26 protein-coding genes are annotated in these 26229 nt (G+C 64.3%); 10 read left to right on the top strand and 16 right to left on the bottom strand.

From position 1 onward, the window contains the following. Window positions 1–3 precede the first annotated feature (3 nt). Together HWX53_RS08780 and HWX53_RS08785 are read right to left on the bottom strand one after the other, a co-directional pair. On the bottom strand, window positions 4–1095 hold the full coding sequence (locus HWX53_RS08780; RefSeq protein WP_175940364.1) for a hypothetical protein: 1092 nt from the start codon (window positions 1093–1095) through the stop codon (window positions 4–6). A gap of 164 nt (window positions 1096–1259) precedes the next feature. Continuing rightward, complete coding sequence (locus tag HWX53_RS08785; RefSeq protein WP_244140018.1) at window positions 1260–1475, bottom strand: hypothetical protein; 216 nt, start codon at window positions 1473–1475, stop codon at window positions 1260–1262. A 183-nt stretch (window positions 1476–1658) separates the two neighbouring features. Between HWX53_RS08785 and HWX53_RS08790 the strand changes: the two genes are divergently transcribed. After that, window positions 1659–2702, top strand: a complete 1044-nt coding sequence (locus tag HWX53_RS08790; protein ID WP_175940366.1) for a DUF2235 domain-containing protein — start codon at window positions 1659–1661, stop codon at window positions 2700–2702. A gap of 184 nt (window positions 2703–2886) precedes the next feature. Here the strand turns inward: HWX53_RS08790 and HWX53_RS08795 are convergent, their stop codons facing one another. Beyond that, window positions 2887–3297, bottom strand: a complete 411-nt coding sequence (locus tag HWX53_RS08795) for a hypothetical protein (RefSeq protein WP_244140019.1) — start codon at window positions 3295–3297, stop codon at window positions 2887–2889. Between the two features lie 204 nt (window positions 3298–3501). On the opposite strand from HWX53_RS08795, the gene HWX53_RS08800 reads away from it, so the two are divergent. Beyond that, window positions 3502–4260 carry an SDR family oxidoreductase gene (locus HWX53_RS08800; protein ID WP_175940367.1) on the top strand — a complete coding sequence of 253 codons (759 nt, stop codon included), beginning with the start codon at window positions 3502–3504 and terminating at the stop codon, window positions 4258–4260. A 77-nt stretch (window positions 4261–4337) separates the two neighbouring features. Here HWX53_RS08800 and HWX53_RS08805 read toward each other — a convergent pair whose 3' ends face one another. From HWX53_RS08805 to HWX53_RS08820, 4 genes are all read right to left on the bottom strand, one after another. Beyond that, on the bottom strand, window positions 4338–5585 hold the full coding sequence (locus tag HWX53_RS08805; RefSeq protein ID WP_175940368.1) for a porin: 1248 nt from the start codon (window positions 5583–5585) through the stop codon (window positions 4338–4340). A 402-nt stretch (window positions 5586–5987) separates the two neighbouring features. Further along, entirely contained in the window at window positions 5988–6260 is a 273-nt protein-coding gene (locus HWX53_RS08810; protein WP_175940369.1) for a hypothetical protein, read from the bottom strand. A 101-nt stretch (window positions 6261–6361) separates the two neighbouring features. Next, window positions 6362–7519, bottom strand: coding sequence for an aromatic ring-hydroxylating dioxygenase subunit alpha (locus HWX53_RS08815; RefSeq protein WP_175940370.1), 1158 nt, complete (start codon window positions 7517–7519; stop codon window positions 6362–6364). A 135-nt stretch (window positions 7520–7654) separates the two neighbouring features. After that, a complete protein-coding gene (locus HWX53_RS08820) occupies window positions 7655–8287 on the bottom strand; it encodes a DUF938 domain-containing protein (protein WP_175940371.1) in 633 nt (210 codons plus the stop codon). A 301-nt stretch (window positions 8288–8588) separates the two neighbouring features. On the opposite strand from HWX53_RS08820, the gene HWX53_RS08825 reads away from it, so the two are divergent. The 4 genes from HWX53_RS08825 to HWX53_RS27890 all read left to right on the top strand — a co-directional run bounded on the left by HWX53_RS08825 (window position 8589) and on the right by HWX53_RS27890 (window position 12928). Further along, entirely contained in the window at window positions 8589–9170 is a 582-nt protein-coding gene (locus tag HWX53_RS08825; protein WP_175940372.1) for an ankyrin repeat domain-containing protein, read from the top strand. Window positions 9171–9261: 91 nt separating this feature from the next. After that, window positions 9262–10431: a hypothetical protein gene (locus HWX53_RS08830; protein WP_175940373.1), complete on the top strand. Its 1170-nt coding sequence runs from the start codon at window positions 9262–9264 to the stop codon at window positions 10429–10431. 31 nt (window positions 10432–10462) lie between these two features. Next, on the top strand, window positions 10463–11701 hold the full coding sequence (locus tag HWX53_RS08835; RefSeq protein WP_175940374.1) for an MFS transporter: 1239 nt from the start codon (window positions 10463–10465) through the stop codon (window positions 11699–11701). Window positions 11702–12799: 1098 nt separating this feature from the next. Beyond that, window positions 12800–12928 carry a hypothetical protein gene (locus HWX53_RS27890; protein WP_279612486.1) on the top strand — a complete coding sequence of 43 codons (129 nt, stop codon included), beginning with the start codon at window positions 12800–12802 and terminating at the stop codon, window positions 12926–12928. Window positions 12929–13151: 223 nt separating this feature from the next. Here HWX53_RS27890 and HWX53_RS08840 read toward each other — a convergent pair whose 3' ends face one another. Beyond that, window positions 13152–14534 (bottom strand): FAD-containing oxidoreductase, encoded by a 1383-nt coding sequence (locus HWX53_RS08840; protein ID WP_175940375.1) that lies wholly within the window; start codon window positions 14532–14534, stop codon window positions 13152–13154. A gap of 161 nt (window positions 14535–14695) precedes the next feature. Here HWX53_RS08840 and HWX53_RS08845 point away from each other — a divergent pair, with 161 nt between their 5' ends. Both HWX53_RS08845 and HWX53_RS08850 read left to right on the top strand, forming a co-directional pair. After that, on the top strand, window positions 14696–16009 hold the full coding sequence (locus HWX53_RS08845; RefSeq protein WP_175940376.1) for a cation:proton antiporter: 1314 nt from the start codon (window positions 14696–14698) through the stop codon (window positions 16007–16009). A gap of 392 nt (window positions 16010–16401) precedes the next feature. Then, on the top strand, window positions 16402–16986 hold the full coding sequence (locus HWX53_RS08850) for an ATP-binding protein (RefSeq protein ID WP_175940377.1): 585 nt from the start codon (window positions 16402–16404) through the stop codon (window positions 16984–16986). Between the two features lie 9 nt (window positions 16987–16995). Here the strand turns inward: HWX53_RS08850 and HWX53_RS08855 are convergent, their stop codons facing one another. Beyond that, complete coding sequence (locus tag HWX53_RS08855) at window positions 16996–18111, bottom strand: saccharopine dehydrogenase C-terminal domain-containing protein (protein ID WP_175940378.1); 1116 nt, start codon at window positions 18109–18111, stop codon at window positions 16996–16998. A 136-nt stretch (window positions 18112–18247) separates the two neighbouring features. Beyond that, window positions 18248–18703, bottom strand: coding sequence for an Lrp/AsnC family transcriptional regulator (locus HWX53_RS08860; protein WP_175940379.1), 456 nt, complete (start codon window positions 18701–18703; stop codon window positions 18248–18250). 235 nt (window positions 18704–18938) lie between these two features. On the opposite strand from HWX53_RS08860, the gene HWX53_RS08865 reads away from it, so the two are divergent. Continuing rightward, complete coding sequence (locus tag HWX53_RS08865; protein WP_175940380.1) at window positions 18939–19472, top strand: Spy/CpxP family protein refolding chaperone; 534 nt, start codon at window positions 18939–18941, stop codon at window positions 19470–19472. A gap of 161 nt (window positions 19473–19633) precedes the next feature. Next, window positions 19634–20062 carry a PGDYG domain-containing protein gene (locus HWX53_RS08870; RefSeq protein ID WP_175940381.1) on the top strand — a complete coding sequence of 143 codons (429 nt, stop codon included), beginning with the start codon at window positions 19634–19636 and terminating at the stop codon, window positions 20060–20062. A 235-nt stretch (window positions 20063–20297) separates the two neighbouring features. Here the strand turns inward: HWX53_RS08870 and HWX53_RS08875 are convergent, their stop codons facing one another. From HWX53_RS08875 to HWX53_RS08900, 6 genes are all read right to left on the bottom strand, one after another. Then, window positions 20298–20663 (bottom strand): DUF3022 domain-containing protein, encoded by a 366-nt coding sequence (locus tag HWX53_RS08875; protein WP_175940382.1) that lies wholly within the window; start codon window positions 20661–20663, stop codon window positions 20298–20300. A gap of 14 nt (window positions 20664–20677) precedes the next feature. After that, on the bottom strand, window positions 20678–21496 hold the full coding sequence (locus HWX53_RS08880; protein WP_175940383.1) for a YhfC family intramembrane metalloprotease: 819 nt from the start codon (window positions 21494–21496) through the stop codon (window positions 20678–20680). Window positions 21497–21506: 10 nt separating this feature from the next. Then, window positions 21507–22601, bottom strand: coding sequence for a LacI family DNA-binding transcriptional regulator (locus HWX53_RS08885; protein WP_175940384.1), 1095 nt, complete (start codon window positions 22599–22601; stop codon window positions 21507–21509). 124 nt (window positions 22602–22725) lie between these two features. Further along, window positions 22726–23697 (bottom strand): D-glycerate dehydrogenase, encoded by a 972-nt coding sequence (locus tag HWX53_RS08890; RefSeq protein WP_175940385.1) that lies wholly within the window; start codon window positions 23695–23697, stop codon window positions 22726–22728. A 135-nt stretch (window positions 23698–23832) separates the two neighbouring features. Further along, window positions 23833–25116, bottom strand: a complete 1284-nt coding sequence (locus HWX53_RS08895) for an MFS transporter (RefSeq protein ID WP_175940386.1) — start codon at window positions 25114–25116, stop codon at window positions 23833–23835. A gap of 76 nt (window positions 25117–25192) precedes the next feature. Then, window positions 25193–26209 carry a sugar kinase gene (locus HWX53_RS08900; RefSeq protein WP_175940387.1) on the bottom strand — a complete coding sequence of 339 codons (1017 nt, stop codon included), beginning with the start codon at window positions 26207–26209 and terminating at the stop codon, window positions 25193–25195. Window positions 26210–26229 lie beyond the last annotated feature (20 nt).

The raw sequence follows: 26229 nt of genomic DNA on the forward strand, positions 1-26229 counted from the left end.
GCATCAGTTCGCCGGAATCGTGACGACCGGTGCCTTCGCCGTATCCGTCACTTCTCCGAGCGCCATCAGGTTCTGTACCACGGTGAATGCGTATTTCGAGTCGAAGTCGGCGCGGTCTATCCAGTAGTTCGACTTGTCGTAAAGCACGCTCACATAGGCGTCCGGCGGCGCTTTCTCGCCGACTTTGACGACGATCGTCGGACGCGTTTCGCCGCCGATGAGCCCGATCGTCGGCTTCGTCGCTCCGCTGCCGACCTGCGCATCCGGCACCGGAATCTGCGCGCCCAAATCGGTGAGGATGCCGAGCACCGAGCGCGTGACCATCGGAATGCGATCGTGATCAGCCGACTGCCCGTACACGATCTCGTAGGTCTTCATCTTCGGCGAAAGATGCAAGAGCCTGCGCACGAGCGCCAGGTCGTCGACGGTCTGCTTGTTCGCGCCGCTGCGCGTCGCGCCGAGCGTCATGAAAATGCGCGGCTGATGATCTTGGTCGCGCGTTTCCACATTCAATTCGCCGGCAAGTTGCAGCCGGCGCAGCGCCTGAAGCAACAGGAAGAACTCCGGCGCGCCCGACGCATTGGGACCGCCGAGCGCATTGCCATTCTGCAGGCCCGCGATGGATTGCGCGGTAATGCGCAGCAACAGGTCGACAGGGATGCCGCTTTCCGCGAGCGGCAACACGAGCGTCGGCGAGAGCGGGCGAATGTACGCACTGGCGTACGCGTCGCCGGTCGTCGGAGTGAAGGTGAAGGTCGGGTGATTGGAATACGACACGCTGCCCGAGGCCTGCGCGTAGTTCGGCTGCGCGCCGGATCCGGCATTCAAAATTGCGCCGCCCGTTGCATCGAACGTATACGCGGCGATGATGCTGCTCACCGTGAGAAACGATGGCGCATCGGCGAAACGCAGTCCGACGATGGCAGCGAGAATCTCGCGCTTCTGCGCGTCGCCGAGCGCGCGGGCATAGTCCACTTGATCGGCCTTGAGCCGCGTAGGGCCGATGCCGGAACAGCCCGCCGCGAGGAAGGTCGCGCTGATGAGAGCGATGGATAGGGCTTTCGTTGATTTCTGGGTCGGTGTCGTCCGGTTCATATGGCCTTGAGTGAGGTCAGCGAGGAGGATCGTCGGCGCGGTGACCGCGAGCCTCGGGGCCGGCAGCAATTCTCATACCGTTTTTAACGTTGGACGCGCAGGCACGAGTCTTCCCGCCCATTGCGTCGGAAGAAGCAACGGGACTAGCCAGCCACGCAGAACGTTCAGGACGCGTCTTTGGGTGCGTCGCGGCCCTCGGGCGGCGTTGCCTGTCTAGGCCCATGGGATATGTGCCGACTCGCCTCCGCATGATGAGCGACGAGTGCATCGAGACGATCCTGCGCGAAACGCGGACCATCGTCGCGTGCGTGCGCCGTTGCGCTCGCGAGCATGGCGCCCGCGATCAGGGCGATGGCCTTCAGGCGCTTGGTATTCATCATTCACCTCCGCAGGAAGACGGGATGCGTGCGTCGACGCGCGATCGCGAGCCTCTCCCGTATCCGCCAAAATACAGCGTCGCCGCGCCGTCTGCATGCTGCATGCTGCATGCAAAGGCGGCCTTGCGGGCGGCGCAGCGATCTCCTATCTGTTAGCTGAAACGCTACGTTCAGGAGACGCCCGCCATGAGACTCGCCATTTTCTTCGACGGCACCTGGAACGAGCCGAACGACCGAACCAACGCCTACCTGCTCTACAAGCTCGCGCCCGAGACCGACGATCAGGAGACGCTTTACGTGCCGGGCGTCGGCACGCAGGGCAACGGCCTGTTTGCGCTGGCGAACAAGTTTCTCGGCGGCGCGTTCGGCGACGGCCTCTCCGCGAACATCAAGAGCGGCTATGCGTGGCTGTGCCAGCGGTACAAGCCCGATGCATCGATCTATATCTTCGGCTTCTCGCGCGGTGCGTACTCCGCACGCAGCCTGGCCGGGCTCATCCGAAAATGCGGTCTGTCGAATGACTGGAGCGATGCATCCATCGATCAGGCGTACGGCATTTATCGCGACCAGGGCGTCGGGCCATCCGACGACTCCGTGCAGGCGTACCGCAAGCAGTTCGCGCGCGAGGTGGATGTCGCGTTCATCGGCGTGTGGGATACGGTCGGCGAACTGGGTATTCCTATCGGCGGGCTGCCGGTGCCAGGCTTCTCCAGCTACTACAACTTCCACGACACCACGCTCGCCAATACCACGCGCGCGGCTTACCACGCGATAGCGGCGAACGAGTTCCGCTCGCTCTACAAGCCGACGCTCTGGACGAAGGGCACCGAGGAACGCGGCACGCTGCCGCTCGAACAGCGATGGTTCGCGGGCGCGCACGCGAACGTGGGCGGCGGCTATTTGAGCCCGCCGCGCGATCCCGCCGATCTGCTACCGCTGATTCCGGCGGAATGGCTACGGCAGAAGGGACAACTGCACGGCCTTACGTTCGACCGGCCGATCCAGATCCCGAAAGAGGCTTACTCGTGCGAGCCCATCGATTCGTATTCAGAATTCACGAAAATGAATCCGTTGCTCGAAGACGTCTGCAAGAAAGAGCCGCGCGTCGCCGGGGCTGCGCTCAACGAGACGGTCGATCCGAGCCTCGCGAATCGCCTCAGCACACCCGGTTTTTTGGATGCATTCCCTTCCCTGCGTGACCAGTTATGCGCGCTCCCAGTCGGAACGTGAGGGCCAGATCCTCCTGCATACAGAATTCATGACGATGTATCTGCGGATACAGCACGTCTGCTAGAAAGAAGCGCGCGTCGCCGGGACGCGCTCAGGAGCCGCTCAACCTTGGCCTTGCGGACCAGCTCCGACCGTCCGGTATTCTGTATGCGTTTTCGGCACTGGTCCGAACAACGAGCGCTCGCTAGAACAAATGCGGCGGCGTCCGATCCACCATATCTCGCGGCAGCGGTTCTTCCAGTTCGAACTCGACGCTCGGGAAATCCTGCAAGCGGCCGGCCACCTCGGCTTCGCCTTCGCTCGTGAAAAGGCCGTCGAGATAATCGAACGTCAGCTTATCGACCAGCGCCTTCAGCGCGAGCTCGGGGCTGCGCTTCGGCTCGACCGTGATGTCGTCGACGTCCAGGCGCGCGCAGTACTCACCGCCGTTCGATTCCATGGCGCCGATGTCGATCACCTTGCCATCGACGTTCTGCGCCAGCACGCGCTGCTCCACGGCGAACAGGCGAAAAGGCCGCTCGAGTCCGATCGAGTCGCCCGAGCCCGACGTCGAGCCGGTCTGGTCTTTTGCATTCGAATTCGTTTGCGCTGTCATCGCTGCTTCTCCTCGGATGCTTAAGGTCGTTTTCTGGAAGCAAGCCATGCGCCCGAGACGCGCCGTCCCGCGCGAAGTGGCGCAACGTTTCCATTGCGGACCGCGTCGTCCTAAAGTGCTGTAGTCACCCGATGCAATACGAAATACGACTCGCGGAACGCAACTCGCAGGACGAACCTAAAGGAGCAGCCAGTGGACGGAACCATGAGCGCGAAAGTCGCAGTCATCACGGGCGCGGGCCGCGGGCTCGGGCGCAGCGCGGCACTCAAGCTCGCGCAGCAGGGCGTCGGCATCATCGGTACGTGGCATAGCGACGCGGCCGCGGCCGAAGCCGTGGCCGGCGAAATCGAGGAACTCGGCTGCAAGTGCGCGATGCTGCAGCTCGACGTCTCCCGCAGCGAAACCTTCAGCGCCTTCGCGGACGAAGTATGCAAGGCGCTCGAACAATCGTTCGATCGCACGAACTTTGATTTTCTCGTGAACAACGCTGGAATCGGCATACACGCGGCTTTCGCCGACACGACGCCCGAGCAGTTCGACCAGCTCGTGAACACACACCTGAAGGGGCCGTTCTTTCTGACGCAGGCGCTGCTGCCGTTTCTGCACGAGGAAGGCAGCATCGTGAACGTGTCGAGCGGACTGACGCGCTTTGCGCTGCCGGGCTACGCGGCGTATGCGGCGATGAAAGGCGGCGTCGAAGTGCTGACGCGCTATCTGGCGAAGGAGCTGGGACCGCACGGCATCACGGTCAATGCCATCGCCCCGGGCGCGATCGAAACGGATTTCGGCGGCGGCGTCGTGCGCGACGATCAGGAAGTGAACGAATTCGTCGCGCAGAACACGGCGCTCGGGCGCGTGGGCCTGCCGGACGACATAGGCGGCGCGATCGCCGCGATGCTCTCCGACGGCAACCGCTGGATGACGGCCCAGCGCGTCGAGGTGTCGGGCGGGATGTTTATCTGACGCAAACCGTTCGCGCAATGTGAAGGCAAAAAGACCGGACGCCGAGGCGTCCGGTTTCGCTGTGAAGCAGGTGTAGCTTAGAAGCGGTGGATGATGCCCACGCCCGCGCCGAACATGTTGCGCGTGGCCGACGGCGCATTCTGGAAGCCGTCGCCGAGCGTCGCGTTCGCCGTCACCTGACGGCCCGGCGTGTTGCCCGTCGGCGCGGACAGCGTGTTGCCGTTCGCGCGCTGGAACGCTTCGAGCGCGTAGAAGCCCGTGCGCTTCGAGAGCGCGTAGTATTGGGACAGGTTGAACTGGTGGTACGTCGCCGCGCTCGTGATGCCGTTCGCCTTGCTCGTCCACGTGTAGCTGTAGCCTGCGGCGAAGTCCCATGCCGACGATGCCTTCCAGTGCAGCACCGTGCCCGCCGTGTTGAAGATGGCTTCATCCGTGAACAGCGAGTTGACGCCCGGGATGTACTGCACGTTCGAGTACGTCACCGAGATGTCCCACGCGCTGTTGAACGCGTAGCCGCCCGCGACGGCGAAGCGGTTCTGCGCCTGCGCGCGCTGATAGCCCGCGGTGAGCGCCGAGACGCCCGGCTGGCCGGTGCCGTCGGTGGCCGCGGTGTTGTTGACCACCGCCGAGCTGCCGCTATAGATGCCGCCGCCGTTGGCCGCATTGTTGAAGCGCTCGAATGCGACCGTCATGCCGACCGGACCTTGCGCGTACTGCACCGCCGCCGACCACGCCGAGCCCTGATACGCGCTGCCCGGCACGCCTGCGAACGAGTACGAGCCGCTCACCGTGAAGCCGTACAGCTTCGGCGAGGTGTACACGACCGAGTTGTTGGCCCGGTAGATCGTGTCCATGTTGTCGATATCGCCCGGGTGCGCGCCGAAATAGCCGGTCAGCCAGTTCGTCGGGCTATACGGCGAAAGCAGCGTGTAGTACGACGTGTACTGACGGCCCAACGTCACCGTGCCGTAGTTCGCGTTCGTAAGACCGACCCAGGCCTGACGGCCGAACATCGCGTTGGTGAACTGCTGGGTGCCGCTATTGATATCGAAGCCCGATTCCAGCTGGAAGATGGCCTTGTAGCCGCCGCCCAGATCTTCCGCGCCCTTCAGGCCGAAGCGGCTGCCCGCCCAGATGCCCGACGCCATTTTCACGTTCGAGCGGCCCGGCTGGCTGCGCGCCAGATTCGTCTGGCTGTTCTGATAGACGATCGAATCGTCGACGATACCGTACAGCGTCACGCTGCTCTGAGCGAACGCCGGCGCGGCGGCTGCGAACGCGGTCGCGGCGATGACGGCGGCCTTGGTCAGTCTGAAGCCTTTCATTTCTTCTCCTCTTGCTTTGTGCGGTATGAGCGGATTCTTCGTCGTTGACGCTGAAACCGGCGCGCTATCGCGCCGCGAGCGCAACTTTTATCGCTGGCAAGTGTATGGCTTGCGGATGGAATTCGAAAGAATCGCGCGTACTGGTGTCTTTTTTTTTCACCGTGTGGTTAACCAGTATTTGCTAGCGCGCAAATATTTGGCAACCAGGCACGAAACTGACAGAAAACCAACGCACGACGGGCGCGCGTGCGCCGGCTGGCAAGCCGCGCGGCGGTTGCCAAGGAAAAAGAAGACAGAGAACGCTGAAACCCGCGCGACAGCGAGTCGCAAGCGCAGGCAAGCCCACAACGGGCGAGCAGCCCGCTCGCCTGCGCTCCTTCCGAAAAGCGCGAAGCGAGAACACTACTGCTCGATCTTCGCGCGCAGTTCCCGAGCAGTCTCCAGCAGCCCTTCATAGCCCGAGCGGGCGTGCGAAGGCAGATCGGGATCGCCGACGAGCGTGCCGAGCGTCTCGATCAGGCTGTACAAGATGCCCTTTGCCGCGCCTGCGGCCATTCGTCCGGCGGCGACGGATTCATCGACGTGCGTGATGGCCGCATCGAAATGCTCGACATCCGGATGCGCTTCGTCGACGTTTGGGGAAGGCGGGCGCGGATCGGTCGGGTCGTCGTTCATGATGGTCTGCCTTCGTAGCTGTGCACGCTTCCTGTATAACGCCGCCGCGCGACGGCCGCAATCCGGGCCCGCCGCGCCGCAGTGTCGCGCCGCCGTGTCGCCTACGGCGCGGGCACTTCCTGCACCGGCACGATGCGATGCACGCGCCGGCCGTCGCCCGGATGCGCGCCGGCTGCCCGATGCGGCACGCCGTGCTCCATCAGAAGCGCGCGCAGTTCGTTGATGACCGGAAAGACTTCGTGATTGTGGTCGGCGCCCTGCCGGTCGTGCGCTTCCTGCTCGCGCTCGACGATCCACCGGTCTTCCTTGAAAATGCGCTCGGTGAACCACACGAGCAGCGGCCACGCGACGTCGAGCAGGCCGGAAATCTTCGGGCGGCGGATCGACAACAGGCCGAAGGTGCGGTTGGTGCGCTGCTCGGCGTCGAGCGGCACGTAGGCGATCCACAGGTCCATCACCATGGTGTCGTCCTTCGTGCGGATCTTGAGCGTCTGGTACGGGTAGTCCGTGCGGATGGTCATCACGTCTTTCTGTGAGGCGTCCGGCTTCTCGCCGCGCTTCTGCCCGAACACGAGCGCCTCGCCGATCGGCTGCTTGCCCGCTTCGCGCGCGAAGGTGTAATCCACTTCAATCCAGTCCTCGCCCCGGCGACGCCCGAGCGAGCGCGCCCGCATGCTGCCCATCTGCCGGCGATGCAGAAACTGATGGTTCATGTCCATCAGGTTCTCGTGCATGAACGTGTAATGGCACTTCACTTCGCGGCCGAAGCGGCGCGTCTTGTAGGCCTTGTCGGTCGCGCTCACGAGCGAAGGAAACTTCGCGGCGGCTGCGCGCTGCGGGTCGCCCGTGAAGACGAAGACGAGCCCCGCTTCCTCGCGGCACGGATATGCGCGCACGCCGTTGGGCAGACGCTCGCGGCCGAGATACGGAATGTCGGTGCAGCGGCCGGTGCAGTCGTAGGTCCAGCCGTGATAGCAGCAGCGAATCGACTCGCCGTCGACCACGCCGGCCGAAAGCGGCACTTGCCGATGCGCGCAGCGGTCTTCGAGCGCGAACACCTTGCCCGAGTCCGTGCGCACGAGCACGATCGGGTCGCCGGCAAAGCGCACCGCGTGCGCGCGGCCGCGCTTCACTTCGCCCGACCACGCGAGCGGATACCAGTGATCGGGATGAATGTCGGTGCGGCGCAAGTCGCGCGGGCTTCCCGGCGTATCGGTCAGAGCGCCATCCTCATCGCCTTGCGGCAACGCTGCGTGCATGTAGAACGCCTCCGGTAGAGGGAGATCGGGGTACGCGCCGTCGGAGCGGCGCAAAAAACGACACGACGAACGACCTCCGCAGTCTACACGGCGACGCGCATTTCGGCGCAAGCGGAAAGCCGCACGCAGCCGCGCCTACGGCTTCGCGTCTTTCACGAACACGAGACTGAAGTTGTTCGCCGGCATCGGAACGGCTTCGGCGAGCGTGAATCCCGCGTCACGCGCGAGCGCCTCGACCGCCTCCATGTCGCGCACGCCCCAGCGCGAATCGATGGCGCGCAGCTGGGCATCGAATGCTTCGTTGCTCGGCGCGGTGTGCGCCCCTTTGCGCCGATACGGCCCATAGAGGTACAGTACGCCGCCCGCAGCCAGCCGCTTCGCCGAGCCGCGAAAGAGCGCCTCGGCCGCCTGCCACGGCGCGATATGGATCATGTTGATGCAAACGACCGCCGCCACGTCGCCGATGCCCCAGTCGCTCTCGGTCACGTCGATGGCAAGCGGTGCGGCGAGGTTGGAGAGGCCCGCATGCGCGCGCCACGCGGCGATGGAATCGCGCGCGGCGGCGTCCGGATCGCTCGGTTGCCAGACGATGTGCGGCAGCGCCGCCGCGCAATGCACCGCATGCTGGCCGGTGCCGCTCGCGATTTCGAGAACCGTGCCGCCTGGCGGCAGCACGCGTGCGAGCACCGTTAGAATCGCATCGCGATTGCGTTCGGCGGCGGGCGCGCGGCGGCGCACGCTGGCTTGAGTATTGGATGGAGCTTGCATCGAACGGTGATCGCGCGGGCGGTCGATAGTTGCGAATGGTGGCATCGAGACTAAGGGCGCGCGCGCTGCGGCGTCAAGCCGTCGCGAGCGGCGAAAGCCTTGGCGCAAAACGTGCTGCCCGGGCTCTCCATCGACCATCGCCGCAGGCACGCACTCAGGCGCGGAGCATCATCAACCTGTGTATGCTCCCGATGAGCCGGCGCGCGCTCGCCTCTTTCGAGCGTTTGCGCAAGTCCACGCGCATCATCGAATGCATCACGACGAAACGGCGCGCCGCAGAGCGCCCGACACGGAGCCAAACATGCAGCAGGACAGCAATCAGAACCCGGAACAACCGGGGCGCGAAGGCCCCGACGAAGAGACCATCGCGTTCGCGAACGAAGTCTTCAACGCTGCGCGCCGGGGCGATGCCGCCCTGCTCGAAGTCTGGCTTCAGAAGGGCTTGCCGCCGAACCTGCGCAACGACAAAGGCGACAGCCTCGTGATGCTCGCGAGCTATCACGGCCACGCCGACGCGGTGCGCGTGCTGCTCGAATACAACGCCGATCCCGACATGCGCAACGACAACGGCCAGACGCCGATCGCCGGAGCCGCATTCAAGGGTTTTAAGGATGTCGCCGAGACGCTGCTCGATCACGGCGCGGATGTCGAAGGCGCATCGCCCGATGGCCGCACCGCGCTGATGATCGCGGCCATGTTCAACCGCGTCGAGATTCTGGATTTGCTGATCGCTCGCGGCGCGAATCCGGACGCCCGCGATCAGGGCGGCTTGTCCGCGCGTGAAGCCGCCGCGAGAATGGGCGCGGCCGATACGGCGGCGCGCCTCGCCAAGAACGCGGACGCCGGGGACGCTGGCGACAACCCGGCGGCGCGCGGCGCATGAGCGCATCGAACGAACAGGGACGCGCGCGCGCAGCGCGTTCATCGACACCAACAAAAACTGGAAGGCGGCCCGGACACATGGAGCGTTTGTGATGGCAGGCGGTATCTCGCATCGGGGCGATGCGTCGTCGGTCGGCGCGGCCGCCTTTGCGCCGGCTCTTTCGATCGGGGGCGCGGCGGCGCGATTGTTCGCTCTGGTAAGCGCCCTCGTCCAACGCATGCGCGCGCTGCGGCTATCGTCGGTGCTCGTCGTGCTCGGCGCGTGCAGCCTGTCGGCCTGCGGGATCTTTCAGCAGCAGACGCCCGCGCCCATCGTCGAGCATTCGTACATTCCGGGGCCGAGCGAGACCGAAACCAACGAGCCGGAAGAACCGGCCCCGGTCGTCACCGTGCCGGAGCCCGCGTCGGCCGTGAAGCCGCCGCCCGCGCCGAAGCCGAAGCGCCGCGTCGTGAAACCGAAGCCGCCGGAGCCGGTCGTGACGCCGCCGCCGGAGCCGCCCGAGCCGCCGCCCCCGCCGCAGATCATCTCGACGCGCCTCATGCAGCACGACCAGCTTCACGGCCTGCTCGATGCCGAAGTTCAGCGTCCCGATGGCAAGGTGGTCGGCCGCGCGGTCGATCTGTACGTCGATCCGTCGGCGAAACCCAAGTTGCTGATGGTCAACCTGTCCGGTTTCATGGGCATCGGCGATCGCAAGGTCAATTTCCCGTGGACGGCGTTTCGCTTCACGCCGAATTCGAAGACCGCGCCGATCACCTTCCTTCCACCGCCGCCGCCCGCGAAGGGCAAGCCGGCAGCGGACCCGGTGCCGAAGCCGCAGCCCGTCAGCGAGGCGCCGTCGAACTTCATGCAGCTCGTCGATTCGACGGTGACGCAGAAAAACGGCGCGCGCATCGGCCGCGTGGTCGACGTGCTCGTCGATTCGCAGGCGCAACCGCAGGCGCTCGTCGTCGATCTGTCGAGCTCGCTCGCCGCGGACAAGCGCCACGTCGCGGTGAACTGGGGCGATCTGCAGGTGGTGTCGCGCAACAAGCAACTCGCGCTGCAAATGGACTTCAACGACGCGCAACTGAAAGCCGCGCCCACCTACGCGCCCGAGCAGCCGATCAAGATCGTGTCGCCGGTCGTTGCCGCGCCGGCTTCGGCGGCGGCGGCGGGCGGCGCGGCGAGCGGAGCAGGCTCGGCCAACTCCGGCGGCACGACCGCCTCGGGCGCGGTCGCGGCGCAAACGCCCTCGTCCGGCGCGCGCCCGGCCCGATAACGGAACACCACATGGATAACCGATTCACGACATGGTAATTGCACGCAGTCTGCGCGCGCTCGACTGGCTGAACTTCTTCGTCGCCAACGTGCAGACCGGCTTCGGCCCGTTCATCGCCTCGTACCTTGCGGCCAACAAGTGGACGCAGGGCGAGATCGGCCTGATGCTGTCCGTCGGCACGATCAGCGCGATGGCGAGCCAGCTTCCCGCGGGCGCGCTCGTCGACGCCATGCGCAACAAGAAGTTCGCGGCCCTTTCGGCGATCGTCGCGATCATCGCGAGCGCGCTCTTGCTCGCCGCAAGTCCGACCTTCGTCCCCGTGTTCGCGGCGGAAGTGCTGCACGGCTTCGCGAGCTGCATGCTGGTCCCGGCGATGGCCGCGATCTCGCTCGCGCTCGTCTCGCGCGCCGATCTCGGCGACCGGCTCGGGCGCAATGCGCGCTGGGCGTCGATCGGCAGCGCGCTCACGGCGGCGCTGATGGGCGCATTCGGCGAGTATCTGTCGCTGCGCTCGGTGTTCTTCCTGACGGCGGCGCTCGCGCTGCCGGCCATTTTCGCGCTGCGGATGATTCACTACGAACCGCTGCCCGCAGTGCCGCGCACGCCCGGCAAGCCGAAGCTCACGCCGGAGGGCGAGGAGCGCGAATCGCTGCGCGAACTACTGAAAGACAAGCGCCTGCTGATCTTCGCCGCGTGCGTCGTGCTGTTCCACCTTTCGAACGCGGCGATGTTGAATCTCGCCGCCGGCGAAGTCACGGCGCACATGGGCGACAACGTTCAACTCGTGATCGCAGCGTGCATTATCGTGCCGCAGTTCATCGTGGCGGCCCTTTCGCCCTGGGTCGGACGACAGGCGCAGAAGTGGGGACGCCGTCCGGTGTTGATTCTCGGCTTCTGTGCGTTGCCGGTGCGCGCGCTGCTGTTCGCGGGCGTCAGCAGTCCGTATCTGCTCGTGCCGGTGCAGATGCTCGACGGCATCAGCGCCGCCGTGTTCGGTGTGATGCTGCCGCTCATTGCCGCCGATGTCGCCGGCGGACGCGGCCACTACAACCTGACGATCGGTTTCTTTGGCCTCGCGGCGGGCGTCGGCGCGACGCTATCGACGGCGGCGGCCGGTTTTGCCGCCGACCGCTTCGGCACGGCGATGAGCTTCTTCGGGCTGGCGGCGGCGGGCGCGATCGCGGTCGCGCTCGTCTGGCTCGCGATGCCCGAAACGCGAGGGGCTGGGGTCGCGGCGAAGAATGTGCAGAAGCCGCCGGTGGAGGCTTGAGACGTGGGTCGGCGTTACTTCCGCGTTTCGAGCGTTGGCGACTGAGTTGTACGGCAGCGCCTGTGAGGCGCGTCTGTATTCAATGCCAGAGACGGGCGGCGCGGCGGCGGTTAGTCCAGCGCCTGCAACCGAGTGCGCGAGAGCGAAGGCGGCTTTAGCACGCCGGACGATGTCGGGGCGATTTCGTCGCCCACCGTCCAACCGTTGTTCGTCGTGCGTTACGGCGGGGTGCATGCGGTCTCAACATTCATAATGCTCGCCGTGCCGTGTTTCCGGGACGTAATTGGGCTGGGTTGTGTTGGCAGCGTCAAGTCGTCCGGCAAAGTCAACGCCGACTCGCTCAGCATTGGTTGAAGCTGCGTGGCGTGCCCTGCGTCGCGCGTTGGCATTCAAGGTGCCGTCGCGCTCTGGCGGGAACGCGAACGGTACCGTTGTGTCGGCGGATCGAGGCCGCTCAACAACTGCTAGTTCAGCTCGCTCACCGTCGGTTCAATGTGCATCGGGTGCAGCGCGGGGTATGTCGCGTGGGCATTCATAATGCCGTTGTCCAGTACGCTGAATTCCCGGCGAGCTGTGTTGGGCCAGCGGCGCCAGGTCGTCCGAGAAAACGGTGACTCGCTCACCATCGGCTCGAGCCGCATGGCGCGTCCCGCGTCGCGGGAGAGCATTCATGATGCCGTCGCGTTCTACAGAAAACGCGATGAGCGCGGTCGTGCAGGCGGATCAATATCGCTCAAAAGCGGCTGATTCAGCTCGCTCACTGTAGGTTCAACGTGCATCGCGCGAAGCACGGTGTATGCCGCGTTCGCATTCATAATGCCGTCGCCCAGTACGCAAGATTTCGACGGGCTCGCTTGTGCCTTGGGGCGTCAGACCGTCCGACAAAACTAACGCCAACGCGCTCGCCATCGGCGGAAGCCGCATGGCGCGTCGTGCATCGCGCGTCGGCATACACAAGGCCGCCGCGCTGTACACGAAACGCGACGAGCGCGGTCGTGCCGGCGAACTGAGAAGCTCAACAGCAGCTACTTAAGCTCGCTCACCGTCGGTTCAACGTGCACCGGGTGCAGCGCGGTGTCTGCCGCGTTGGCATCCTCAATGCCGTCGCCCAGTACGCAAGATGCCGGCGGGCTCGGTGGTGCCAGCGGCGTCAAGACGATGAACAACTTCGTGGGCGAGGTCATCGAAGGCTTCGATCGCGACTGGCCGGACGAAAGTGAACGCTAACTCGCTCACCATCGGCTAAACCTGAGTGGCGCGTCCTACGTCGCCCGTTGGCATTCATAATGCGTGGTCCAGCACGCAAAATACCGCGGGCCTGCTGTGCCAGCGGCGTCTGGTGGCCCGACGAAGTCAACGACCACCTCGGTCACCCTGCGCGCCGCGCCCCGCTCGGCGCCTTGGCATTCAAAATGCCGTCGCGTCTTATATGCAGCCGCGGCCATCGCCCTCACCGCAGCGGCTTCAGGTCACCCAACAACGTCGGCACAAGCTCGCTCACCGTCGGATGAATATGCATCGCGCGTTGCAGCGTGGTGTACGGCGCGTCCGCATTCATGATGTCGACGAAGGTATGAATCACTTCGTCGCCCTCAATGCCGAAAATCGCCGCGCCGAGAATGCGCTTCGTCTTAGCATCGACGAGCGCTTTCATGAAGCCGTCCGTCTCGCCGCGTTCCCGCGCCCGGCCGACGCGCGACATCGGCATCGTCGCGATCAGCGCATCCCGGCCGTCTCGCCGCACGTCCTCCTCGCTCATGCCGACGCGAGCGAACGGCGGATCGACGAACACCGCGTACGTCATGATGCGCGTATCCACACTGCGCGATTCGCCATCGAGCAGATTGGCCGCGACGATCTCATAGTCGTTCCACGACGTATGCGTGAATGCGCCGCGTCCGTTCACGTCGCCGATTGCCCAGACGCCATCCACTTTCGTGCGCAGCTGGCCGTCCACGTCGATTATGCCGTGCCTGTTCACCTCGATGCCGGCCTTGTCGAGTCCGAGATCGTCGGTATTCGGTGTGCGTCCCGTCGCAAAGAGAAGATGCGACGCGTCGATGGATTCGCCACCCAGCGAAATACGCACACCTTCGTTCGCCCGCTCGACGCGCTGCGGCTCCGCGCCGAAGCGAAATTCGATGCCCTCGCGCACGAGCACGTCCTGTATCGCGCGAGCGATATCGGCGTCCTCGCGCGTGAGAATGCGCTCGCCGCGCACGAGCAGCGTGACGCGGCTGCCGAAGCGCCGGAACATCTGGCCGAACTCCAGCGCGATATAGCTTGCGCCGACGATCACGAGATGCTCGGGCACTTCCGTCAGTTCGAGAACGTTCGAATTGGTGAGGTAGGGCACGCTGTCGAGCCCGTCGATGGCCGGCACCGCGGCGCGCGTGCCGGTGTTGATGAAGATCATCCCGGCGTCGATGTCGTACGTTTCGCCGTCGCTGCCTTCGATCGAGAGCGCATGCCGACCGGTGAAGCGCGCGTGTCCTTTGAATACCGTCACGTTCGGCGTTTCATGGAGCCACTGCTCGATGCCGTTGCGCGACGCGCCGATCACTTCGTCCTTGCGCGCCTTCACGCGCGCCATGTCGACCGTAATGGGTCCGCCGATATTCACGCCGTATTTCGCCGCCGTGCGCGCAACGTGCGCCGCGCGCGCGCTCGCGACATAGGTCTTGGTCGGCGTGCAGCCGAAGTTCACGCAGGTCCCGCCGAACAGATGCCGCTCGATGACGGCGGTGCCCTTGCCGCTTTGCGCGAGTCGCACGGCAAGCGGCGAGCCGCCCTGCCCTGTACCGACGACGACTGCATCGAAGTGCTGTGACATGCTGGCCTCCCTGACCGTTGTACGTAACGCGAAGACAAAGACGAGCCGATGGCGATGCCCGGCCATCTTACGCCGATCGCCGCGCACGGGCATGTTCCGTGCTCGCCCCACCCCATTGGCCTCTCGCCCGGCTCGAACCGATTCACCGCCTCAAGGCTTTCATGACCGAGACGATCTGGTTTCTCGTCGTCGGCGGCGTGCTCATTCTGATGGCGCTCGCCAGTTCGACGTTCAAACGCCTGCCGATCAGCACCGCGATGTGCTATCTGGCCATCGGCTTCCTGCTCGGGCCGGGCGTCACGAATCTGCTGCATATCCGGCTCGACGGCGACACGGCGGTGCTGCGCCTCATCACCGAGGTCGGCATGCTGGTGTCCCTCTTCGCCATCGGACTGCGCCTGCGCGTGCCGCCCACCGACCGCCGCTGGCTGCTGCCGTTGCGTCTGGGCTTCCTCGCGATGGTGCTGACCATCGGCGCGCTCACGCTGCTCTGCGCGTATGGGCTCGGCATGTCGTGGGGCGCGTCGCTGCTGCTTGCCGCGATGCTCGCGCCGACCGATCCCGTTCTCGCGCACGATGTACAGGTCGAAGCCCCCGGCGACACCGATCTGCTGCGCTTCTCGCTGACCGCTGAAGGCGGCCTGAACGACGGCATCGCGCTGCCCTTTGCCTTGCTCGGCATCGCGGTGTGCCGCTTCGAAGCATCGCCGCACGATGCGCTGCAGTGGAGCTTCGTTCTCCAAGCCGTGTGGGGCACGCTCGCGGCGCTTGTAAGCGGCTGGCTGCTCGGCGAACTGACGGTGCGCGTGGTGGGCTACTTGCGCACGCGTCACGGGGAAGCGCTGGGCTCGGAAGGCTTCTATGCGCTCGGTTTGATCGCACTGTCGTACGGCGTCGCCGAACTGCTGCATTCGTATTCGTTCCTCGCTGTGTTCGCGGCAGGACTTGCGATGCGGCGCGTCGAGCATCGCGAAAGCGGCGACAAGGGCGCGCGGGAAGCCGTCGGCACCGTGGATGTCGGGGATCTCAGCGCGACCGCAGCCGATCCCGACCGCGCGTACGCGTTCATGGCCGAGCGCGTGCACGGCTTCACGATCGAACTCGAGCGCATCGCCGAAGTGGCGATCATGCTGCTCGTCGGCTCCGTTCTCGCGACGATGTGGCGCGATATCTTCACGTGGCGCGCGGTCATCGTCATCGGCGGTCTCTTTCTCGTGATACGGCCGCTGGCGGTGCAGGCGTCGCTCGTCGGGTCGTGTGCGTCGCGCGGGCAGCGGCTATTAATGAGCTGGTTCGGCATCCGCGGAGTCGGATCGTTCTACTATCTGCTTTACGCGATCGAGCACGCTCCGAAGCAGGTCGCCGCCCCGCTCACGCCCATCATCATCGCGGCGATAACGGCGTCGGTCATCGTCCACGGCGTGACATCGACGCCGCTGATGAACCGCTATCAGCGGGCGCGTGACAACGACTGAATACAAAATTCGATTTCACGAAGCATCTGCTGTTCTTTTGCGGTCACGCTAAAAACGGCAACGCTACGCTTGTGAGGCACCTGTTGGCACTGCTCAGCGCGCCTGACGACAGTTGGATACAAGATACGATCTCATCAAACGTCTGCTTTTCTTTTGCGGTCACGCTGGAACGGCAAGACGACGCTCACGAAGCACGTGTTGGCACCGCTCATGAACCGCTATCAACGCGAGCATGACAACAGTTGAATTCAAGATACGATTCCACGAAGCATTTGCTCTTCTTTTGCGGTCACGCGGGAATTGGTAACACGACGCTCACCAAGTACCCGTCGACACCGCTGATAATTCGCTATCACCGCGCATGATGACGATTGCATACAAGATACGATCTTATGAAGCATCTGCTTTTCTTTTGCGGTCACGCGGGAACCGGCAAGACGACGCTCGCGAAACGCCTGTTCGCGCCGCTCATGCGCGAAACGGGCGAGCCGTTCTGCCTGCTCGACAAGGACACGCTTTACGGCGCGTACAGCGCGGCGGCCATCGGCGCGCTGACGGGCGATCCGCACGACCGCGACAGCCCGCTTTTCATCAAGCATCTGCGCGACCCGGAGTATCGAAGTCTCGTCGATACGGCCGCGGAAAATCTCGCGCTCGGCGTGAGCGTGGTCGTGGTCGCGCCGCTATCGCGTGAAGTGCGCGAGCGGCGGCTCTTCGATCGCGCATGGCTCGGCATCGACGACGATGTGACGATTCGCGTCGTGTGGGTGCATGTCGGAGAGGACGTGGCGCGCGAGCGCATCGCCGCGCGCGCTGATCCGCATGATGCATACAAACTCGCGCACTGGGAGGACTACCGGCAGCGTCTTTTCTTTCCCGACGATGCGCTCGCCGCCGATCTGCTAATGTTCGACAACACGGCCTCGACCGCGGACGACGAGGCGCGTTTGCTAGCGCGCCTCGTCGCTCACACATGACCAAGCGTGCTATGCGACCGCGAGGCGGCGCGTCGTCTCCAGCGCGTTCGCCCCTTCGTAGAGCTTGCCGAAGCGGTTCGCGAGGAACGCATCCAGCGGAACCTGCTCCTGCCGCACGAAGCCGCTCTGCGGCAAGATGCCTTCGCGGAACAGATCCAGTTCGGCGCACACGGCGCCCGCCGTCGTGATCTGAATCGCGCTCATTGGAACACCGCATACATCCTTCGCCACGATCTTGCGCGTGAAAACCTGCTGGACCAGTTGATCGCTGCCGCTGCGCATGCCGGTCACCGTGACGAAGATCAGCACCACATCCTGCGCCGTCGAGGGGACCGCGCGCTTGAGCATCGCCTTGAGGCCGTCGCGGTCGGTGGACATGCGCAGGTCGTCGAGCAGGAACTTCATCAGGTCGCGATGCCCCGGATAGCGCACCGACTTGTAGTCCAGCGTCTCGACTCTTCCCGCAAGCGTTTCGCACAAGGTCCCGAGTCCGCCCGACGTGTTGAACGCTTCGTACTCGATGCCGTCCAGCGAGAAATGTTCAACGCCTTCCAGCGGCTGCACCCATTGCGTGCGGCCTTCGCGTACTGCTTCGCACGGCTGGCAATACTCGTTGATGAGGCCGTCGATGCTCCACGTCAGGTTGTACTTCAACGCGTTGGTCGGGAACTGCGGCAGCGCGCCCACGCGCATCTTCACTTCGCGCAAGTTGTCGAACCGTCCGGCGACATCGTGCGCGACGATGCCGATGAAACCCGGCGCGAGCCCGCATTGCGGCATGAATGCAGTATGCGATCCGTCGGCGATGGCGCGAATCGCGTGCGTCGCGCGCACGTCCTCGGTCAGATCGAAGTAGTGCACGCCCGCCGACTTTGCCGCGGATGCCACGCCGATCGCGAGGTAATACGGCAGGGCGTTCACGAGCGCATCGAAACCGCCGAGCGCGTGACGCAAGGCCGGCGTATCGGCCGAATCGACGCGGCGCGTCGCGATGCCCTGCGCGTCGAGTTGCGCGAGCGCGTGTTCGTCGCGATCAAAAGCGACGACCTCGAAGTCGCCCGTTCCACGCAGCAGATGCGCAATGCTTTGACCGATCAATCCGGCGCCGACGAGTGCCACTTTCATCTTTGTCTCCTTGTTGGGGCATGAACGCCTCAGTGTAGGAGCCCGTGAATATTGATCCTAGACGCAAAATGATGCGAAGTGGCGATGGTTTTCGTCACTATGACCACCGTTCGATGCGATTTGTATTTTGCATGCCTTATCCGGTGCGGTCGATCTTGCGCGCCAGAATGATCGATGTCGTCGTCCGCTCGACGCCTTCGAGCGCGCCGATCTCGTCCAGCATGTCGTTGAGACGGTCGGGCGAATCCGCGCGCAGCCACGCGACGTAATCGAATTCGCCGCTCACCGCGCATAGCAGTTGGACTTCGGGCATGCGCGCGAGACGCTTCTGCACGTCGCGGCCGTACTTCGGCGCGAGCTTGATACCAACGTACGCCTGAATGCTTGCGTCGAGCACGTCTTGCCCGAGCCGCACGCCGTAGCCCGCGATCACGTTGTTCTTCTCCAGCCGCGCCATGCGGGCAATGACCGTCGTGCGCGCGACGCCCAGTTGCCGCGCGAGATTCGCGACGCTGTCGCGGGCATTGGTCTGCAACAGCGCGACCAGATTGCGGTCGATGTCATCGAGTTGATCGAGGCGCGGTGGTCTCATGTCGTCATCCCCTTCGCTTGGCTTTGCATGGCTTTGTTTTGCATTCTTTATTCGATGGCATTTTTCCAGAGACGTATCGAATGTAAGCAGTTGTGGCAATGCAGGCGAATTGTCGCTCATTCGTGATACTAATATCGGGCGATGGCGTCATTCTCGCGGTCGAGCCGGCCCTGTTGTCAGAACGGGGGCCGGGCCACGCGGCTCGCCACTTTTCCATTGATCGAAAGGCTTACGAATGAAAAAAACACTCGTCGCACTGGCGGCATCCTGCGCCGTCACGGCGGTCTTCGCACAATCGTCCGCGCCTGCGGCAAGCGCATCCGCTCCTGCCGTCGCCGCCCAACCCGCGTCGGCGTCCGCGCCCGCAGGCTCGAAGCGCGAAGCGCGCGTCGAAGAACGCATCGCCCAATTGCATTCGAGTTTAAAGATCACGTCCGCGCAGGAAGCACAGTGGGCGCCGTTCGCCGACGCCATGCGTGAAAACGCCCGCACGATGGCGGACCTGTATCGCCAACGCATCGCGCAACGCGACACCATGTCCGCGCTGGACGACATGAAGCAGTATCAGCAGATCACGCAAGCCAACGCAGACGGTACGAAGCGTCTGGTCGACGCATTCGAGCCGCTGTACGCGAGCCTCTCGCCGGAACAGAAGAAGCTCGCCGACACGAGCTTCCGTCAGGAAGGGGAACACCACGGTCGCCGTGAACATGGGTCGCGGCATCCGCGCGCGTCGGGTGCAGACGCTGCATCGACGACGAAGCCCTGAGTAAGCGGCGATTGCGGCGGAACGAGAGGCCCGCATCTCATCGATGCGGGCCTTTTTGCATTCTGCATGCGGCATGCTGCGTGCGCCATGATGGATGCAAAATGCCGCGATAGCCGTTAGCATCGCGGTCTTCACCTCGTCTTCATGTCTTCATCTTTCCCATGCTCGAACTCGCTCAACCCGACCTCTCCGTCGATCCTCTCGCGCGCCGCGTCGTAAAGAATGAGGCCGTTACCGTAGAATTCGCGGCTGCCGCCGGTGAACTGATGAGTCTCGAAGGACCGAACCGCTATGCGACGGGCGACGCCATCGTGACAGGCGCATCGGGCGAACGCTGGGTCGTGTCGCGCGAACGTTTCGACGCGAAGTACGCGCCTGAAGGGGGCATCGCGCATGGCGAGCCGGGCACGTATCGGAACCGGCCGAGCGTCGTGCTCGCGAAGCAGATGCAGGAGCCGTTCAGCATCGCGCGCTCCGCTGCGGGCGACGTGCTGACAGGCGAGCCCGGCGACTGGGTAATGCAGTATGCAGCGGGCGATTACGGCGTGGTCAAGGCGGCGCGATTCGCGAAGGTGTATCGCGACGCTTGAGCTTCTCGACTGAAGGGTTTCTGATGAACCGTGAACGCCTCGGCATCTGCAAGAGCCCCTCTTTCGCAAATACCGCTGAGCGCAAGCAACGGCGTGCGCTTTCAACGCTGCAAGCGCCATACGTTCAACGGGTAGACGAAATCCATACGCCTCGATGGCGTGAAGGTGCCTTGGTCGCTCGAACTGCTTCGAGCGGTTTGACACCCTCGATCTCCACGCGCAGCCCTAAGCGCGCTCACGCAAAGTCATCGCCCATTTCGATCTCAAGCTCGCGCGGCACCGCCTCCCCGTTCGCATAACGTTCTTCCAGCGAGCCGAGCGTCGCCTCGACATAGGCCCGCAGCACCGCGTAGCTGCGCGCCTGCAAGCGCGGCGGCAGCGCGCGGTATCGCGCGAGCGCGCCAGGATCGAAGCGCACGTCGATGGTGATGCGCCGCGCCGTCGAGCCGAAGCGCATCGCGATGTAGTGAATCATCAGCGAAGTGCGGCCGTCGTCGTCGATGCGCTCGGCGAATTGCGTTTGCTCGGGGAAGAGATCGCTGATCACGTGCGCGAGCATGTCGATATCCGCGCTCGCGCAGTCGTATTGGTAATCGTCCATTTGGTCTTGGTCGTTCAGAGTTGGTGCGCGGCGGGAGACGTTGAGTTGTCGGCTTCGGCGGCGCGGCGATAGTAGCGCACGAGCGCGAGCGCGACGATCACGCCCAGCACGAGATACACCGCATCCGCCGCGACGAGCGGAATCAGGCGCGCCTGAAACAGCGCAGCGGGCAGCCCGACGAGCGCATGAGCGGCGATCAGCACGCCAAGCGCAGCACGCGAGCGCTCGCGCAGCAGTTGCCACATGAGCGCCGAGAAGCCGAGCTGGAAGACGAACGCACTCACGCGCTCGACCAGAAAGATGCCCGCCGACACCGGCGACAAGCTCATGAGGATCATGTGGATGCGCGCGAGGGCGTCGAGCGGCGCGCTTTCGAAATGCGCGTCGAGCGTGCCCCTATTCGCAAGAATCGCATACAGAATCCACTGCGCTTGCACCAGCGCGCCGACGATCCACGCCTCCGCCCCGCCGTGACCGATGCCGTAGCCGAGCGCCGGGCCGTGTCGTTCGAGCGCGCCGGGCTCGCGCCGGATCAGCCACTTCATGCCGGCGAAGCGCCCCGCTTCCTCGCATGCGCCTGCCGCGAGCGCGCCGTACACGACGAACACCACCGGATTCGACAGCCAATGCGACGTCACCGCATTGCCGAGCACGAAGCCGTGCAGCGCGCGCTCGATGACCATCGCAAAGAGCGCGAAGACCGCGATGCCGAGGATCGGCTCGCGTGGCACCAGCCGAAAACGCGTGCGCAGCTTTCGGTACAACACGACGGGCATGGCCGCGACGACGAGCGTCACGAATACGAGGCCCGCCAGCGTCGGGATGCTGACCATTCAGGTTCCTTCAGAGTCCGTGAGTCGCCGGCTGTTGCGTGATGCCGGCCGAGCGTTGCGTCGAGGATCGCACGACGAGTTCGCCCGGCAGAAGGCACTCGCGCGCCGGCATCAACGCACCACCGAGCCGCTCGTGCAGAAACTCGACCGCGCGCCGGCCGATGTCGTAGGTCGGCTGACGAACCGCCGTCATGCCTGCGAGTTCCGCCCATTCCGAATCGTCGATGGCGAGCAGCGCGACGCTCGCCTGCCAGTCTGGGCCGTGCCGCTCCTTCAGGTGCACCGCGACGCGCAGCGCAACCGGCCCGTTCGCCGCGAAAAGCGCGACGCGCTTGCCGGACGAGCGCGCCGCATCGACACGCCGGTCCATTTCGGCGAGCGCGAACGCAGCATCCGAGAGATCGAGCACGAGCGTGGAACCGCTTGCGCCGAGCGCCGCGACCGTCTCGCGAAATGCGGCTTCGCGCAAGCGCCGGGAACTCACGTGCGTCACCGGCTGCACGATAAAAAGCATCTCATCGAAACCTTCATCGACGAGATGACGCGTCGCAAGCGCCACGGCCGCAGGATTGTCGAGCCCGACCATATCCGTGACGATGCCTTCGACCGTGCGGTCCACGAGCACGACCGGAATGCCGCCTTGCGTGAAGCCCTGCAGCAGTTCTTCCTTCACGCCGAGCGCGTTGACGATCACGCCTTCCACGCGGTAGGTGGTGAGCAGTTGCAGATAACGCCGCTCCATGTCGACCTCGTTCGCGGCGTGGCAAATGAGCGGCATGTAGCCGAGCGCATGACAAGCGGCTTCGACGCCTTGCAGCACTTCGACCGAATAGGGATTCGTGAGGTCGGCGAGCAACATGCCGATCAGCCGGTTGCGCCCGCGTTTCAGGCCGCGCGCCATCTGATTCGGCCGATAGTCGAGCTTCGCGATGGCCGCTTCGATGCGCTCGCGCAATTCGAGCGAGAGCACGCCGGTCTCGCCGTTCAGATAGCGCGAAATGCTGGTCTTGCCGGTGCCGGCCTCGCGCGCGACATCGGTGATCGTCGCGCGTCGTGCGGCAAAGGTCAGCGGGCGAGAAGTCTGCTTGTTGGGATCGTCGGACATGATGTGTCGTGAGGCTGGCTCGTACTCGTCAAGCGCCGATGCGCGTTGCATGCAAAATGCGAGGCGGTGCAAGCGTGCCGCCCAAGCGCATGTTATCGCATGCGACGCGCCGATCCCATCGCTGTTAGCGCATGCGCACTTCGCGATTGACGATGTTTTCGGTGAGCGTGCCGTCGAGCGCGCCGATCAGATTCTCCGCGGCATTGCGGTTCATTGCATGCCGCGTTTCGTGCGTGGCCGAGCCGATGTGCGGCAACGCGACGACGTTCTTCATCGACAGAAGCGGCGAATCGGCTGGCAACGGCTCCTGCTGGAACACATCGAGACCGGCGGCGCGGATCGTGCCGTTTTTCAGGGCTTCGATAAGCGCAGCTTCGTCGACGGTCGGCCCGCGTGACGCGTTGATGAGAATCGCGTTCGGCTTCATCTTCTTCAGTTCATTGGCGCCGATGAGACCACGCGTCTCGGGCGTGAGCGGCACTTGCAGACACACGAAATCGGACTGCGCGAGCAGTTCGTCGAGCGGCACGCGCTTCGCGCCGTATTGCTGCTCGGCTTGCTCGTTGGGCTGCCTGTTCGTATAGAGCACGTTCATGCGAAAGCCGAGCGCCGCGCGCCGCGCGACTGCCCCGCCGATGCGCCCGAGCCCGACGATACCGAGCGTCTTGCCCTGCACATCGACGCCGAAGCATGCTTCGCCGATGCTTCCCTTCCAGTTGCCTTCCTTCACCCATTCGGCGAGTTCGACAACGCGGCGCGCGCTCGCAAGGATCAGCGCGAATACCGTATCGGCGGTGGATTCGGTCAACACGTCGGGCGTGTGCGTCAGGACGATGCCGCGACGCGTCAGGTCGTCCACATCGAAGTTGTCGAAGCCCACCGATACGGTCGATAACGCCTTCAGGCGCGTCGCGCCTTCGAGCATGTCGGGCGTGATCTTCACACTTGCGCCGATGGCGCCGTCGGCGTCCTTGAGCGCCGCCACGAACGCGGCGTGGTCTTTCGGATCGACGTTGACGACTTCCGCGTGCGTGCGAAGGTACGCTTCCACGTCGGGCGGTAGGGGCTTGTAGGCTACGATCTTTTTCTGGGTCATGGTCGGAATTCAGGTTGCGCCCTGTGAGCGATGAGTTCTCTTTGCGGTTCTTGCTTCAGCTTAACGTGTCAATTCATCCGTTGTGCGATTCAGCGCCAACATACCGACGAAGCCAGTCGCACGAAACCGCATACATCAAGACCGCAATACCCCCGAAGCCGGAACGGCCGCCTGAGGCTTGACAGCCAACGTGAACCAAACAGAAAGCAAGAGCGCAACGCTCATGAACACATATGAGGCTGCCGGCGAACCAGTCGCCCCATTCAGATAACCGACCACATAAGAACCCACGAAGGAGCCCAGCGCGCCCATGCTATTGATGAGCGCCATCGCTCCGCCTGCGACGTTCTTCGGCAGCAGCTCGGGCACGATCGCAAAGAAAGGCCCGTACGGCGCATACATGGCGGCACCGGCAATCACGAGCAAGGTGTACGAAGCCCAGAAGTTAGTTGTCCCAAGCAGATACGAACCCGCGAACGCGACCGCGCCGATCAGCAGGAAGGGCCACACGAACGCCTTGCGTGCCTGGAGCTTGTCGGATGCCCATGAGGCCAGCAGCATCGCAATGGTGGCCGCGAGATAAGGCACCGCCGAAAGCCACCCTGTCTCGACCATGCCGAGCGTGGAGCCGCTCTTCAAAATCGACGGAAGCCACAGCACGAAGCCATACACGCCGATGCTCCAGCAGAAATACTGCGCGCACAACTTCATGACAGCGGGCGATTTGAAGGCTTCGCGATAGTTCTTCACCGGCTTGATCGCGGCCTGCTCCGCGCGCAGCGTCGCGTCGAGATCGCGCTTCTCCTGATCTGAAAGCCAGCTCACCTGCGCGGGCTTGTCCTTGACGATGAACCACCAGATCACCGCCCACACGATCGCCGGAAGACCTTCGGCGACGAACATATGACGCCAGCCGAACGAATTCACGAGATAGCCGGATACGACCGACATCCACAGCACCGTCACCGGATTGCCGAGAATGAGGAACGTATTCGCGCGCGACCGCTCGGACTTTGTGAACCAGTTCGCGATGAAGACGAGCATCGCGGGCATCACTGCCGCTTCGACGATGCCGAGCACGAAGCGAATCGCCATCAACGACGGAATGTTGCTGACCATGCCCGTCGCCGCCGCGCATCCGCCCCAGAGCACGAGACTCCAGAACACGAGCTTCTTGACGCTACGGCGTTCCGCGTAGATCGCGCCCGGAATCTGGAAGAAAAAATAGCCGAGGAAGAAGAGCGCGCCGATCAGCGACGACAGTCCCTTGCTGATCCCGAGGTCCTGATTGATGCCGGCGGCCGAAGCGAAGCCGTAGTTCGCGCGGTCGAGATACGCAAGGCTGTACGTGATGAAGACGATCGGCATGATCGCCCACCAGCGGCGCACGGCGAGCTTGGGTGTCGAGGATGTGTGCATGTTGTCTCCGAACGCTGAGTGTCGGGTGTTTAGGGCGAGGTCGTGATCGAGCTCGCCTCGGTGTCGTCTCGCGATGTCAGACGATGATCGCGGCTTGGGCCGTCTTGTCGTTCTTGTCGTTACTGCCGCTCTGGTCCCGCGATTCGAGCGCATCGAGCGCCTCGCGCGTCGGCAGGCCTTCGCTGTCGCCGATCACCTGAATCGCCAATGCGCCGATGCGATTGCCGCGCGCGATCGCATCGCGCACGCTGCGCCCTTCGAGCAGCGCGCTGACGACGCCGACTGCGAAGCCATCGCCAGCGCCGACGGTATCGACCACGTTCGCGACCGGCACGCCGGCAACGACGCCGGAGTCGCCATCGGCAGTGCGGAAGTACGCGCCCTCTGCGCCGAGCTTGACCACGACGCCTTTCGCGCCGCGATCGAGATAAAACGCCGCGATGTCCTCGGGCGCGGCATAACCGGTAAGCACGAGGCCCTCGCTCACGCCGGGCAGAACCCAGTCGGCGAGCGCGGCGAGCGCGTTCAGCGACTCGGCCATGGCTTCGCGAGACGGCCATAACGTCGGACGCAGGTTCGGATCGAACGAGATGGACTTGCCTGCGGCACGCATTTCGCGGGCCATATGGAATGCGAGTTCACGCGAGCTTGCCGAGATTGCCGGCGCGACGCCCGTGAGGTGCAGGTGACGCGCGCCGAGCACGTAGTCGGCGACGTAATCGTCCACCGAAAGATGGCTTGCCGCCGAGCCTTTTCGGAAATACTCGACTGCGGGATCGCTGCCGTCGTCGCATTTGCCCTTCAGCTGGAAGCCCGTCGGATAGCGTTCGTCGATGCTGACGCAGCGCGCGTCGATGCCTTCCGCCGCGAGCACGTCGAGCACGTAGCGGCCGAACGAATCGCGGCCGACGCGGCTCATCCAGCCGACCTTGAAGCCGAGCCGCGACAAGCCGATGGCGACATTCAGATCCGCCCCGGCGACGCGCTTCGTGAAGTGGCCGACCGACGCGAGATCGCCCGTTTCCGCGGCGACGAACATCGTCATCGCTTCGCCGTAAGTGACGACGTCCAGAGCTTCGTGCTCAACCTGCATGTTCGATCCTTGTCTTTTGC

The organism is Caballeronia sp. BCC1704 (assembly GCF_902833455.1).
In the GTDB taxonomy this organism is placed as follows: Bacteria; Pseudomonadota; Gammaproteobacteria; order Burkholderiales; family Burkholderiaceae; genus Caballeronia.